At 32.9% G+C, this 14,630-nt stretch carries 12 protein-coding genes; 3 read left to right on the top strand and 9 right to left on the bottom strand.

The features are described from left to right. The first annotated feature begins 152 nt into the window (after positions 1 to 152). The gene (locus CLU81_RS00060) at positions 153 to 1,109 is read left to right on the top strand and encodes a phosphoribosylaminoimidazolesuccinocarboxamide synthase (RefSeq protein ID WP_099707959.1); all 957 of its coding nucleotides are present in this window, start codon (positions 153 to 155) and stop codon (positions 1,107 to 1,109) included. Positions 1,110 to 1,221: 112 nt separating this feature from the next. On the opposite strand, the gene CLU81_RS00055 is transcribed toward CLU81_RS00060, so the two are convergent. Continuing rightward, complete coding sequence (locus tag CLU81_RS00055) at positions 1,222 to 1,761, bottom strand: SRPBCC family protein (protein ID WP_099707958.1); 540 nt, start codon at positions 1,759 to 1,761, stop codon at positions 1,222 to 1,224. 355 nt (positions 1,762 to 2,116) lie between these two features. On the opposite strand from CLU81_RS00055, the gene CLU81_RS00050 reads away from it, so the two are divergent. Further along, positions 2,117 to 2,500, top strand: coding sequence for an ankyrin repeat domain-containing protein (locus tag CLU81_RS00050; RefSeq protein WP_099707957.1), 384 nt, complete (start codon positions 2,117 to 2,119; stop codon positions 2,498 to 2,500). 301 nt (positions 2,501 to 2,801) lie between these two features. Here the strand turns inward: CLU81_RS00050 and CLU81_RS00045 are convergent, their stop codons facing one another. The 8 genes from CLU81_RS00045 to CLU81_RS00010 form a co-directional block, all read right to left on the bottom strand. After that, entirely contained in the window at positions 2,802 to 3,404 is a 603-nt protein-coding gene (locus tag CLU81_RS00045) for a DUF2238 domain-containing protein (RefSeq protein ID WP_099707956.1), read from the bottom strand. A 137-nt stretch (positions 3,405 to 3,541) separates the two neighbouring features. Beyond that, a complete protein-coding gene (locus CLU81_RS00040; RefSeq protein ID WP_099707955.1) occupies positions 3,542 to 6,640 on the bottom strand; it encodes an efflux RND transporter permease subunit in 3,099 nt (1,032 codons plus the stop codon). Between the two features lie 86 nt (positions 6,641 to 6,726). Then, the gene (locus tag CLU81_RS00035; RefSeq protein WP_099707954.1) at positions 6,727 to 7,992 is read right to left on the bottom strand and encodes a carbohydrate porin; all 1,266 of its coding nucleotides are present in this window, start codon (positions 7,990 to 7,992) and stop codon (positions 6,727 to 6,729) included. A 4-nt stretch (positions 7,993 to 7,996) separates the two neighbouring features. Beyond that, the gene (locus tag CLU81_RS00030) at positions 7,997 to 9,082 is read right to left on the bottom strand and encodes an efflux RND transporter periplasmic adaptor subunit (RefSeq protein WP_099707953.1); all 1,086 of its coding nucleotides are present in this window, start codon (positions 9,080 to 9,082) and stop codon (positions 7,997 to 7,999) included. Positions 9,083 to 9,094: 12 nt separating this feature from the next. Next, positions 9,095 to 10,342, bottom strand: a complete 1,248-nt coding sequence (locus CLU81_RS00025; protein ID WP_099707952.1) for a TolC family protein — start codon at positions 10,340 to 10,342, stop codon at positions 9,095 to 9,097. Positions 10,343 to 10,426: 84 nt separating this feature from the next. After that, entirely contained in the window at positions 10,427 to 11,788 is a 1,362-nt protein-coding gene (locus CLU81_RS00020) for a HAMP domain-containing sensor histidine kinase (RefSeq protein WP_099707951.1), read from the bottom strand. Further along, a complete protein-coding gene (locus CLU81_RS00015; protein ID WP_099707950.1) occupies positions 11,785 to 12,465 on the bottom strand; it encodes a response regulator transcription factor in 681 nt (226 codons plus the stop codon). Before CLU81_RS00015 ends, CLU81_RS00020 begins: the two co-directional genes overlap by 4 nt. Positions 12,466 to 12,529: 64 nt before the next feature. Then, on the bottom strand, positions 12,530 to 13,618 hold the full coding sequence (locus CLU81_RS00010) for a M42 family metallopeptidase (RefSeq protein WP_099707949.1): 1,089 nt from the start codon (positions 13,616 to 13,618) through the stop codon (positions 12,530 to 12,532). Positions 13,619 to 13,699: 81 nt separating this feature from the next. Between CLU81_RS00010 and CLU81_RS00005 the strand changes: the two genes are divergently transcribed. Continuing rightward, positions 13,700 to 14,380, top strand: coding sequence for a DUF4294 domain-containing protein (locus CLU81_RS00005; protein ID WP_099707948.1), 681 nt, complete (start codon positions 13,700 to 13,702; stop codon positions 14,378 to 14,380). Positions 14,381 to 14,630 lie beyond the last annotated feature (250 nt).

Here is a 14,630-nt window from a genome sequence, read left to right as displayed (position 1 = left end):
TTGACAAAGCTTCAAGTTTAAGTTTTTCGAAAACTACAAACTGCGACTGAAAACTGAAAACCGCGACTAAAAAAAAGAATCTGAATAGATTCTTTTTTTACTTTAATTAGTTTTAAATTTGCAATCATAAAAAAACAACACAACTAAGGATAATGAGCAATACAATTACAACAACAAATTTTAATTTCCCAAATCAAAAATCAGTTTACCGCGGAAAAGTTAGAGAAGTTTACAATATTAATGACGAACTTTTGGTAATGGTTGCAACGGATAGACTTTCGGCTTTTGATGTGGTTTTGCCAAAGGGAATTCCGTACAAAGGACAAATTTTGAATCAGATTGCAACAAAATTCATGGAGTTAACTCAGGATATTGTTCCAAATTGGTTAATTGCAACACCAGATCCAAACGTAGCAGTTGGACATTTATGTGATCCTTTTAAAGTAGAAATGGTTATTCGTGGTTATGTTTCAGGTCATGCTGCGCGCGAATATGCTGCCGGAAAAAGACAAATCTGCGGAGTTACAATGGCTGAAGGTTTAAAGGAAAATGATAAATTTCCGGAACCAATTATTACGCCAACTACAAAAGCGGATAACGGTTCTCATGATGAAGATATTTCTCGTGAAGATATTTTATCTAAAGGAATTGTTTCGGAAGAAGATTATTTGGTTTTAGAAAAATATACTCGTGCTTTATTTCAAAGAGGAACTGAAATCGCTGCAAGTCGTGGTTTGATTTTGGTAGATACTAAATACGAATTTGGAAAAACTAAAGACGGTGTTATTGTTTTGATTGATGAAATTCATACACCGGATTCTTCTCGTTATTTTTATGCTGATGGATATCAGGAAAGACAAGAAAAAGGGGAGGAGCAAAAGCAGCTTTCAAAAGAATTTGTACGTCGTTGGTTAATCGAAAATGGTTTTCAAGGACAAGACGGACAACAAATTCCAGATATGACAGATGCTTATATTGAATCAGTTTCTGAAAGATATATTGAATTATATGAAAATATTCTTGGAGAGAAATTCGTGAAAGCTGATATCGCTAATATCGATCAGCGTATTGAAAAAAATGTAGTAGAATATCTTAACGCTAAAAAATAGTTTTTAGCCAAAGGATTTCTTTCTGATATAAAGAATAAATTTTAACCACAGATTAAAAGATTAAAATGATTTTAATAATCGTTCTCTTCTTTTTAATCTGTGGCTATTTTTTTTACTTCTCCATTTGCTCCTTTAAATTTTCAAGACCTTTATCCAGATCTTTTCCAATCATCTTATCCATATTCATCATTGGCATCATTATATTCATCGGATAAGGAAAAACGCCGTTGATTCCCCATTTCACTTTAGTTTGATTTCCCGCAATTGCATCTGTAGACATAAAACCAACCGCAGTATCATTCATTGGTTCTTTGAAGCGTAAAGCAAAGTCTATACGTTTTCCTTCAGTGATTTTTGTGATTTCCTGTTCGCCAATACCAACTTCTTTTACTTTACTTTCCCAAGAAGATATAGAACCTACAGTTCCATCAGTTCCTTTGTAAGTTAATTTCATTTTTGGATCAATATTGGCCCAAACACTAAACTGATTTTGGTTTTTTAAATATCTCACATATTTAAAAACACTATCGGCTGGTTTGTCGATTACAATCTCTCTTTGTATCGCATACTCTTTTGGCATAAAGTAAGCCGCGATTAATACTATTGCTATAATTAAAATCAACACTACCAAAATTCTTTTAATAATTATCATTTTCTCTAGTTTAAAGGTTAAAAATTAGGTTCTGTTCTGGTTAGACATTCTTTTTTGCTTTCATTCTACAGTAAAGTTAAAAAACTAAAGGCTTGAATTTGTTGAGTTTAAAATTTTTTGATGAATTTTTTTATATTTTTTTCGATTTTACTGTAACATTTCGATAGTTGTCGCGTCTATTAGTAAAGCAAGTTGAAATTTTGGAAACGTTAAGTTTTAAAATGTAACCCATTTATTAACTGAATGTTAAGAATTAGTTAAAACACGGTACCTTGCAATACATAATACATAAAATAGAGTACATTTACATAGAAATTAAGAATCATCATTATCAATCAATTAATAATCAATCAACATGAAAAAATCAGTAATTATTTTAGGAGTAGCTTTAATAGCATTTGCAAATGTTTCAATGGCTTCAAATCACACAACACCATCTGTAAAAAATGGAGTTGAATTTAGAACTTATGAGGTATCTCCATTAAACGTTGCAGTTAGCAAAGGAGATCTTGAAATCGTGAAAAAATTTATCGAATATGGTGCTGATGTAAATCAGTTCTCAGATGATATGTCTCCATTAATGGTGGCTGCACGATACAATAAAGTAGAAATTTTAAAAGTACTAATAGCAAGTGGCGCTCGTCCAAGCGATAAAAACGAGAAAGGATATACTGCATTAAAATATGCACAATTATCTAATGCAACAGATGCAATTGCATTTTTAAAAGATTTAAAATAAAAAATAAACGTTTTTGAACTAAAAGTTTAAAAGAGTTTTGAGTTAGTAATTGAAACGACCTTCCTTGAGCAGAAGGTCGTTTTTATTTTATATAAATTCATCCCGATGCTTGTGAGCAAAGTTCTTTTGAATTGCCTCCAGCTTTAGCTGGAGTTTATACAGAATCAATTTGAATGGCTTTAGCCAAAAAAAAGCAGATTTGGCTAAAGCCATTTCTAAGGGCATTAAGTACCTTCAGCTAAAGCAGGAGGCTATTCAATAAAGACTAAATCAGATACAGAATTACTCAATTACAAATAGCTTAAAAATTGATCGTTTTAATTTGTTTATCCTGAATTTTAGAGAATACAATTAACCCAACAATTGCTCCAATTGTAGCAAACAACATATCAGATTGTGTATCCCAAACATATCCCTGAGTTCCTAAAAACGCATCGCCACCTTCGCCGGTTGCAAGTGAAACAAACCATTCTATAAATTCGTACGTCGCACTAATCGCCAAACAAATACAAACGATAATAAAGTTGAAGAAACTTTTATTACTAATTACTTCCTTACGAATAAAAAGTTCTCTGATAATCATTGCAGGAACTAATCCTTGTGCAAAATGTCCCACTTTATCATAATTGTTTCTGCTTTGATGAAATACCTCTTTTATGTAGTCAAAAAAAGGAACTTCGGCATACGTATAATGTCCTCCGACGAAAAGAATAATACAATGTATTAATATCAAAGTATAAGTGAAATTTGTGAAACGGAATTTTTTGAAGGTAAAAGCTAAAATTAAGAAACCAATAATTGCCGGAATAATTTCAAGAAAACAAGTAAATCCTTCTTTTGGATTTATAACAGAAGCCACTAAAGAAATTGCAAAAATGGCGAGTAGAGAATAGATGTATTTCATAAATCAGATATTACTTATAGTGTCTGCAAGATATCAAACTTAGAGATAATGAAATCAAAAAAGCACCATTAAAATAATGATGCTTTCTTTTTGTAACCGAATCAAATTAATTTAACCAATTAATACTCTTCAATATTTTACTCAATTTTGATATGTTTTTTACGATTGAATACCCAAAATAAAATTGGGAATACTAATAAGGTAAGAATCGTTGCTGTAACCAAACCGCCAATAATAACAATTGCCAATGGTTTTTGTGATTCAGAACCAATTCCTGTAGAGATTGCAGCTGGCATTAAACCTATAGAAGCCATCAATGCAGTCATAACTACAGCTCTTGTTCTTGCTTTTACGCCCATAAATATGGATTCTTCGAGTGTGAATTTTGCCTTGAGATTATGATGGAATTCTGATATTAAAATAACTCCGTTTTGAATACAAATACCAAGTAAAGCAATAAATCCAACTCCTGCCGAGATTCCAAAATTCATTCCTGTAAGATGTAAAGCGATAATTCCTCCAATAACAGCAAAAGGAACATTGGCAAGAACTAACAGAGAATCTTTGATGTTTCCGAATAAAATAAACAACAGAACAAATATCCCAATTAAACTAATTGGAACTACTTGTGCTAAACGTGCGCTGGCGCGAACTTGGTTTTCAAATTCTCCTGTCCATCCTGTTGTATAGCCTGTTGGCATTTTTAATTCAGCCACTTTTTTCTGTGCTTCAGCGATTGTACTTCCTAAATCTCGATCACGAACAGAGAATTTTACGCCAATAAATCGTTTTGTATTATCTCTGTAAATAAAAGCGGGACCTGTAACGGTTTTAATATCACAAATTTCTTTAAGCGGAATTTTTACACCACTTATTGTTGGCACTTTCAATTCAGCAAGATCGAATTCGTCTTTTCTGTATTCTTTTAAGAAACGAACTCGGACATCAAATTTTTTCTCGTCTTCGTATTTTTGAGTGGCAGTTTTTCCTCCAAAAGCCAATTCCAGAACCGCTTGAGCATCACTTAAAGTAACTCCGTAAGCGGCCATTTTCTCTCTGTCAAGAACCACACTGATTTCCGGCTGACCAACATTTCTAAGAATTCCGGCATCTTTTATTCCGGGAATATCCTTGATTTTTGCCAGAACTTCATTCGATAATTCATCTAGTTTATCAAGATCATCTCCGTATATTTTTACTGCATTTGAGGCTTTAAAACCAGCAACAGATTCAGCAACATTATCAATAACAGGTTGCGAATAATTATAAGTAATTCCTTGATGAACTTTTAATTTCTCATCCATTTCATTGATCAGTTCGTCCATATTAATTTTTCGTTTCCATTCAGATTTAGGTTTTAAATCTACCTGAAGCTGAATAAAACCAAAACCATTTGGATCTGTTCCGTCGTTACTTCTTCCAGTTTGAGATAAAACATTTTTCACTTCAGGGAAACTTTCAAGATCTTTTCGAATCATTGACGCTGTTTGTACACTTTCTTGCAATGAAGTACTCATTGGTAATTCGGCAGTTACCCATAAAGCGCCTTCATTTAATTGTGGCAAAAATTCAGTTCCCAGGAAAGTTGCTGAGAAGAAAACCACTGCCAATAAGGATACAGAAGCAACTAATGTTTTTACTTTATGTTTAAAAGTCCACGCAAAACCTTTACCCACTATTCTGTCCCAAAAATTCACAAAAGGATTGTTTTTCTCTTTTACGTTTTTATTAAGAAGAATATGTGACAGAACAGGAACCAATGTCAGAGTAAAAAGTAAAGCTCCCATTAAGGCAAAACCTAAAGTGTAGGCTAGAGGCGAGAACATTTTTCCTTCTACTTTTTGGAATGAAAATATTGGTAATAACGCCGTAATGATAATAAGTTTAGAAAAGAAGATGGCTTTACCCATTTCAGTTCCGGTTTTCTTAATCAAACTGCCTTTTGCAATTTTATTATATTTTGCCATTCCAAGTTGATGCGCTCGATGATCGAGAACCACAAACAAACCTTCGACCATAACAACAGCTCCATCAATGATAATCCCAAAATCGACAGCACCTAAACTCAACAGATTTGCACTCATTCCCATCATTTTGAGACATAAAAACGCAAATAATAACGATAAAGGAATAACAATCGAAACGGTGAATGTTGTTCTCCAATCGGCCATAAAAAGAAATACGACACAAGTAACCAGAATAATTCCTTCGAATAAATTGTGCATTACCGTTTCGGTAGTGAAATTCATCAGATTATCACGATCGTAGAAAGTTTCAATTTTTATATCTTTTGGAAGTACATTTTCATTTAAATCCTTTATTTTATCTTTAATTAAAGCAAGTGTTTCCTGAGCATTTTCGCCTTTTCGCATTACAACAATTCCTTCAACGGCATCATCATTTTTACCTATTCCGGTTTGACCAACTCTAGGCATTGAACTTTCATAAACCGAGGCAACATTTTTTACTAAAATTGGATTTCCGTGTGCGTCATCAACAATAATATTTTCGATATCAGGAATTGATTTCAAAAGTCCGACACCACGAACTACGAATGCTTGTCCATTTTTCTCGATTACATCTCCACCAACATTCAAGTTTCCGGCATTTACAGCATTATAAACTTGTAACGGCGTAATATTATATTTGGCCAATTTTATAGGATCAACACCAACTTCATAAGTTTTTACCTGACCACCAAATACATTCAAATCAGCAACACCAGGAACTGAACGCAATTGTTTGTCAATAATCCAGTTTTGATATGTTAATAATTCTCTACTGTCTCTACTGTCACTTTTGACAATATATCTGAAAATTTCTCCGGTTGGCCCGTAAGGCGGCTGAACATCTGGTTCAACATCATCTGGAAGAGAAACGTTTTTTAATAAATTATTTACCTGTTGACGCGCAAAAGTATCATCGACACCATCATCAAAAATAATCTTGATTACAGACAAACCAAACATCGTTATACTACGAACGCTGGTCTTTTTTTGTACCGAATTCATAGAGATTTCAATAGGCGAGGTAACAAAACGCTCCACTTCTTCGGCACTTTTACCATTCCATTGTGTAATGATAATTATCTGTGTGTTAGTTACATCCGGAAAAGCGTCAATAGGCATATTCTTGAAAGAAATAAATCCGGCAACTGCCAATATTCCCACCCAAAAAAATGTAAATGCTTTATTCTTAAGTGAAAAAGCAATAATATTTCGTATGAATTTGTTCATTTTAAAAAGTATTTTTAATGATGAATTTTTATTTTTTTAATTATGATATTGGCATTCTTAGTATAAATTCTGATTGAAATTCAAGATCAGAATTCGGTATGAAAGCGTATTGCAAAAAAACTAACTGGACCTCGGTCTTTATTATAAGCAGGATTCATGGCAAATTGATAATCGGGCGAAAGCCAAATATGTGTATTGGGAACTAAAAAAGAATAATAAACCTCGGCGATTTGTTCAATTCCGTAATTCAAAGTCCCGTCACCAATCATAAAACCATTTCCTCCAAGTTTCTGATATTCTTCATGCGGATTCGATAATCCGTTTGCAACTAAAGCAATACCGCCAAAATCGTCTGGACGGTTCCACATTTTTCCTTTTAAGCTAATTCCTAATTGTGCCGATCTGTCAATTTCTGTAAAAGCCCAGGTTTCATTTTTACCATCATTATAACTCATTCTGGCAAAAAGCCCCCAAATATCGTTATGTGTATATTCCATATTTAAACCAATACCATATTTAGTACGACCATTTTGTCTTGTACTTTTAATATCCGGAGTTGTTGTAAAATTTGAATTTGCTTCATCATAATTTCCCATTCCTGCTACATTTCGAAAACCTAACAATTTGATGTTTCCGGAATCATTATTTTTGAAAACTATATTCTTTTCAATTTCTATATTTATTGCATTCGAATCTTTAAAACTAAACTCGACATTTGGACCATTAGCATATGTTGGCAAAGCAGTCAAAGAAGCCCGTACTTGCCAGCTATCAAATTGATAATTAGCATACAATCCATCTGTATATCCTCGAGTATTTGCGGCATAATCCCAGGCTCCGTGCGTCATCAAAGACCAGTTTAGAAATTGTGTTCTTGGATCATGTGAATATGAATTGTCATCAAAGTAATCTGATAATCCAAACTTCCCGAAAACTAATTGCAATGACTTATTATCGCCAAGCTTAAACTTTTGTTCCAGAAGCATTCGGGCAACATAAACAACTGGTTTTGTATCTCCAATTCTAAAAGTTTCTCCGTTAGGAAAACCTCCTAATCCTCTGGCTTGCGACAAACCTTCTCCTCCGGACATTTCAGGATTAAAAGTTACAGTTGCGCCTTTCCAAAGCGGAACATCAAGATATAAAGTCGAAGTCAATGACAGCGCGCTTTCTTCTTTGGGATTCATACTATTCGTTCCGGAATAATTGGCGCTAAAACCGGGATGATATTGATAAATAGAAGTCATTTGAAATTTCAGACTATATTTTCGTATCGAATCTGTTTCTTGTGAAAATGATAACGCTGAAAAAAACAACGTTGCAAAACTCAATATGTTTACAGACTTTTCCATCTTGCTAGTCGTTTAAAGCGCGATAAATAAACAGTTGATTATTGGTAATTACTTTCTCATTTTCTTTTAAACCACTTGAAATATAAGTTGTGTCTCCAACAACTCTATAAACTTCGACCTGTCTGGTTTCTATATTATGACGATCTTTAAAAACCATTACAAAGTTTTTGCTTTTATCAAAAACAATTGCTTTGCTAGGAATTGCAATCATCGATTTATCTTCATTAAATGACAATTTGATACTTGCATTCATATCTGGTTTCAACATATAACCGGGATTCTGCAATTTGATTCGGGCTTGCATCGCTTTAGTTTCCGGATCAATTACGTTGAAGATTTTGTCTACTTTTCCTTTAAAAACTTTATCAGGATAACTTAAAGTAGTTACATCGGCATCAATTCCAAGTTTTACTTTATTGATGTCCATTTCGTTAATATTTGCCATTGCCCAAACCTCACTGATTTCTGCAATATCAAAGATGTTTTCAGAACGATCGCTTCTTAAAAGCATATCCTGATTAATACTTTTTTGAATGATAAAACCACTTATTGGCGCCGTAACTTCATAAATAGAACCTGCTTTGATGTTGTAAATCTTATAAGTTTCCTGAATTTTATTCAATTGAGATTGCGCTTTATTTACTTCTGATTTCGCCTGAAGAACATCACTTTCAGAATTTAATTTTCCGTCAAATAATTCCTGAGCAACTTTCAAACTGTTTTTGGCAACCAATAAATCACTTTTTGCATCAATAGCTTGTTTTTCAAAATCGGCAATATCTGTACTTCTAATAGTAGCGAGAACCTGCCCTTTATTTACATAATCACCAAGTTCTACATTTACTTTTATAACGCTTCCGCCAACAAGCGGATAAACGTCGATGGCTTTATTATTATCGGCAGTAATTTTTCCATAAAAACTCAATTGATTTTTTACAGGCTGATTTTGAGCTTCTGCCATTGTTGTAGTTTTCAGCATCGCATCGCTTAAAGCAAAAGAGGCATTTGTGTCTGGATTTTCAACTTCTTTTTTGCAGCTTGCAATTGACAGGCTTACGATTGCAATTGCTATGATTAGTTTATGTTTCATCTTTATTTGGTTTTAAAATAAGTCTTTGTTGATTGTACTATTTAATTCTTCGCCTGAAAGCACTACTTTTTTCTTTAATTCATTTACCTGAATTGAAGCTTGATTGTAGCTTTCCATAAAATCAGTAAACTCTAATAAACTAACATTTCGCTTCTGAAAATTATTTAGCATTCCGTTATAAACCGCTTCAAAATCAGAATTAACGGTTGGCTTTATAACCACATAGTTTTTACGCGATTCATCCCATTTATTCCATGCCGATGTAATTTCGGTTTGCAATTGCAAGTCAAAATTTTGTTTATCAACTTTAGATTGTTCCAAAATTGTTTGCGCATATTTAATGTTTCCTTTTTTTTTATTCCAAAGTGGAAGAGGAATTGCCAGAGTCAAATTAGCTTCTTTATTAAAAGCACCACTTCGTTGGTCATAGTTTGCTCCAACAGTTATATCTGGAATAGAAAGAGATTTTTGCCATTTTACATTTAATGTATTAGCGTCAATTTCTTTTTGTTTAGCCAAATAATCAGGACGATTGGTAATAGCATCACTTTCGAAAGACTTTAAATCAAAAGCAATCGTTTTTAGGTATTTATTAAACTCACCATCAGGAACGCTAGGAACTACAGTTTCGGTTTCGTTTAATAGTAGCTTTAAATTTGCCTGTTCTTCAATATTGTCGTTGACAACTTCCATTCGTTCGTTTTTAAAATTTAGATACAAAGACTGTAAACGAACCAAATCTTTTAGTGCAATATTCCCTTTTTGAACCTGAACAGAGTAGGAGTTAATTAAATCTTCAATGTGCGCGATTTGTTTGTCTGTAGTTTCAAGATTTTTTGTATTGTAGTAAACAGTGTAAAAACTTTTGCGAAGCTGCAATTTTAAAGTCCTCAGTAAATCATTAAATTGCAATTCAGCCAATTGTTCATTGGTTTGAGCCAGTTTAACTTCGTTGCGTTTTTTTCCGCCTAAGTAAATTAGCTGCTCAATTCCAAATGCTTTTTGTCCTTCTTTTCCAATATCAAAATATTGATTTCTTTCGGGATTGTAGGCATTTAATTCTGCGCTGATCGTGGGGTTGTCCCAAATACGGGCTTGAATGGTTAGTGCTTTCGAAGCATCGATATTATACTGTGATGCCAACAAAAAAAGATTCTTTTTAAGAAACTGACTCTCACAATCCTGAAGTGTGACCGTTTTTTGAGCCGTAATCGCTTGATTGAATAATACAAGCAATAGAAGTGCACATAGTTTTCTCATTGTATCAAATTTATTTTATACAAATATTCTATCAGCAGACTTTAAGATGCCTTAAATTCTACCTTAAAAATACCTTAAAATAAATTATAAATGAAAAAATAATTGAAATAAATTCGTGTTAATATCTGTAGCTGTGTAAGTTATAGTAGCGTTGTGAAGATTTAAAATACGCTGTACAATACGCAATCCTAATCCGAAACCAGTCGTTCCTTTTGAGTTTTCGCCACGCATAAAGGGCTCAAAAAGATTTTGCTGTTCAGTTTCATTTAAGGTTTTCCCCGTATTTAAGACCGAAATAACAAGATAATCTTCCTTAGTGCTAATTTTGACTTTTGCTTGTTTATTATCAGAGTAAACACAAGCATTTTTTAAGACATTACTTAATGCTATTTCAAGTAAATTTTTATTTCCTTTGATTTCTAATGCCGTATCTAAATTGTCATTTTCTTCTATTTCAAACAGAATAACAAAATCCGGAAAGCTTTTATTTAATTTTTCGATTGCCGAAAACAGAATCTCATCAATACGATGAACTTCGTTATTGTTGAAGTTTTTAGAATCAATTTTAGATAAAACAAGCAACGAATTAATTAGCTCAGTTAATTGATTTACATCGGATAAAATTGTTTTTAGGAACGATTTACTTTCAGGCGGAGTTTTATCATTAGCTACAATATTCTCAATTTGCGAAGTAATTCTCGACAGTGGAGTTCTGAGTTCATGAGAAGCATGTGCGGTAAATTCTTTTTGTTTTTGATAAGAAATCTCAATCCGATCCATCATAAAATTAAACTCATTTGCAATCAAATCAATTTCGTTTTTATTGCTTTTCGATGCAATTCGGGTATCAAGATTATTCTCGTTTATATTTTTAATTTTCTGATGAAAAGAACTTAACGGATTCATCGCTTTTTTGACCGTAAAAGACGTTAAAACCCAACAAATACAAGTAAAGAAAATATAAGAGATTACAAGAGTATATCTTAAGAACAGAAGCTTTCTTTGTCCATAATCATCCGTTGCAGATATTAAAGCATAAAAATCCCTGTCTTTAGTATCATAAAAAACACCATAAACCTCATAATTACCTTGTTGTTTAAAGAAAGTTTTATGTTTTTTTAAGTATTTTAAATCATCAATAGACCAATTGATTCTCGCATCGTCAATACTGCTATATATAAGTTTGTAGTGAGAATCGAATACCAATGTTTTCTCATCGTATAATTTATTGATGGAATTCTGGTCGATCATTTTCAAAAGCTGATCGTCGACTTCCTTTACATTCACTAAAAGTTTAATGTTCGAAAGCGCCTTTATTTCCAAACGGTCACGAAATTCTTCTTTTCTAAAATTAGAATACAAAACAAATATCAAAGTAGATGCCAATCCAAATAGGATTGTAAATAATAAACTAACTAATAATGATATTCGGTTTTTTAAAGTCATTCCTGATCGCTTAAATAATATCCGTATCCAATTTTGGTGCGAATAAGTTTTGTTTCGTGGTCTTTGTCTATTTTTTTTCTTAGAAAGTTAATATAGACCTCAATTGTATTCTGATTTGTTTCAATATGATAATCCCAAAGTTTCTCTGCAATAAATTGTTTCGACAAAACTTTTCCTTTGGCATGAGCCAAAATCAAAATCAATTTAAATTCTTTTGGAGTAAGTTTTATTTCTTCGCCAGAGCGATAAACTTTCATATCATCTTCTAAAATCTCTAAATCCTGAATCAATAATTTTTTTTCACTTTGCTGCGGAATATCTTTTCGTCTTAATAAAGAAGAAACTCGGGCATATAATTCTTCAAAATGAAAAGGTTTAACCAAATAATCATCGGCACCATTATCAAAAGAAGCAAGTTTGTCTTCGATTTCGCTAAAAGCTGTGAGCATAATTATTGGAGTCTTTTTATCGATTTCTCTAATCCCTTTACAAACGTCTATACCATTAATTCCGGGAACATTAATATCCAGAATAATTAAATCGTATTCATAAGGAAAATACTTTTTTAGTAATAAAGAACCGTCATAATAAGGAAAACACTCGAATTCTTTTGAAGTAAAGAACGCTGAGATTTCTTTAGACAAAGTAAAATCGTCTTCGAGTAATAGTAGCTTCATATTTTTTTTAGAAATCAATTCGGTTATTATTAAAACAACCGAATTGATGTTTTAATGCTGTTTTTTATTTAAAATAAGAGAAAGTTTCATTGTTTTCAATTTTCAATAATGATTCGTAAATCAATTGAATCACATTTTCAACATCTTCTCTGTGAACCATTTCTACAGTTGTATGCATATAACGCAAAGGCAAAGAAATCAATGCCGACGCTACTCCGCCATTACTATAAGCAAAAGCATCAGTATCAGTTCCTGTAGCTCGTGAAGTTGCATGACGCTGAAACGGAATTTTGTTTTCTACCGCAGTATCAACAATTAAATCGCGAAGTCTGTTTTGCACCGCTGGAGCGTAAGCAATAACAGGACCGCGACCCATTTTAAGATCACCTTCAACTTTTTTATCAATCATTGGAGTAGTCGTATCGTGGCAAACATCAGTTACAATAGCAACATTTGGTTTGATCGTTTGAGCAATCATTTCAGCTCCGCGCAAACCAATTTCTTCCTGAACAGAATTAACGATATATAGACCAAAAGGTAATTCTTTTTTATTTTCTTTTAATAAACGAGCAACTTCGGCAATCATAAAACCGCCCATTCTGTTATCAATGGCGCGACAAACAAATTTATTCTCGTTCAGAATCATAAATTCATCAGGATATGTAATCACGCAACCTACATGAACACCCATTGCTTCAACTTGTTCTTTGGTTTCACAACCCAAATCAATAAAAATATTACTGATTTTTGGAGATTCTTCCTTATCACGTAATCTCGTATGAATTGCCGGCCATCCAAAAACACCTTTTACAATTCCTTTTTTAGTATGAATATTGACTCTTTTAGAAGGCGCAATTTGATGATCAGAACCACCATTTCGGATCACATACAACAAACCATCGTCAGTAATATAGTTTACATACCAGGAAATTTCATCAGCGTGACCTTCAATTACAACCTTAAAAGGTGCATCAGGATTAATAACACCAACAGCAGTTCCATAAGTATCAGTGATAAAAGTATCAACGTAAGGCTTTAAATAATTCATCCAAAGTTTCTGGCCTTCACTTTCATATCCAGTCGGCGAGGCATTATTTAGGTAGCTTTCCAGAAAAGCAATAGAGGTATCTTTTAAGATAGATTCAGTACTCATAAAAATATTTTTTTGCTAATTTATAAATTTGGTATTAGAGTTGTATATAAATATATAATTTTACATTTAAATTATGACTCGATGAGATTTACCTACATTATTTTATTCTTTACATTGATTTCGTTTACAAGTCAAGCTCAGGTTACCCCAAAGCCAAATGAGGAAATGGGTTATATATTAACCGAGCAGGATTCTATTTTGAACGATACAATTCAATTACCTGAGATTATTATTTCTAAAGAAAAGCTCGATCCCGAAGCACAAAAGCAATTTTTGATACTTCAAAACCGTGTTTATAAAGTATATCCATATGCTAAACTTGCGGCAGATAGATTGACGGCATTAAATCAGGGAATGGCTCGATTGAAAACCAATCGCGAAAAGAAAAAGTATTTCAAGATCGTTGAAGACTATCTTAATAATGAATTTGAAGACAGATTAAAGAAATTGTCGCGCCGACAAGGTCAAATACTTGTAAAGTTAATCAATCGACAAACCGGAATCACAACGTATGAATTAATCCGAACCTTAAAAAGCGGATTCAAAGCCTTTGTATCTAATACAACGGCCAATTTATTCGACATAAGTCTAAAGAAAGAATATAAACCGTTTGAAGTAAACGAAGACTATTTGATAGAAACTATTCTTCAACGTGCTTTCGAATCTGGTAGATTAGCAAATCAAAAACCTGCGACTCCAATAGATTACAACGATCTAATGAATACTTGGGAAGAAAAAGCCAAGACACAAGCTAAAAAATAATTCACTCCTTATATATAAGGAAGAATATGATCTCCACAACCCGACAGGTTTCTAAAACCTGTCGGGTTTATTTTTGGTACCTATATATAAGGAGAATTTTTGTCGAGCGAAGAGAGCCGAAGGTTCGTAAGAAGCTTTTCGTTTAAGATTTGGAATTTATATAAGAATTAGGAGCTATTTCCCGCTCCCGAAGTCTCGGGACGTTCCAATCTTTTGCTTTTTAAAGGAAAAAGCAAAAGGATTTTCTCCC

It is taken from the genome of Flavobacterium sp. 9 (assembly GCF_002754195.1).
Lineage (GTDB): Bacteria > Bacteroidota > Bacteroidia > Flavobacteriales > Flavobacteriaceae > Flavobacterium.
This window is presented reverse-complemented; position numbering and strand designations above follow the sequence as displayed.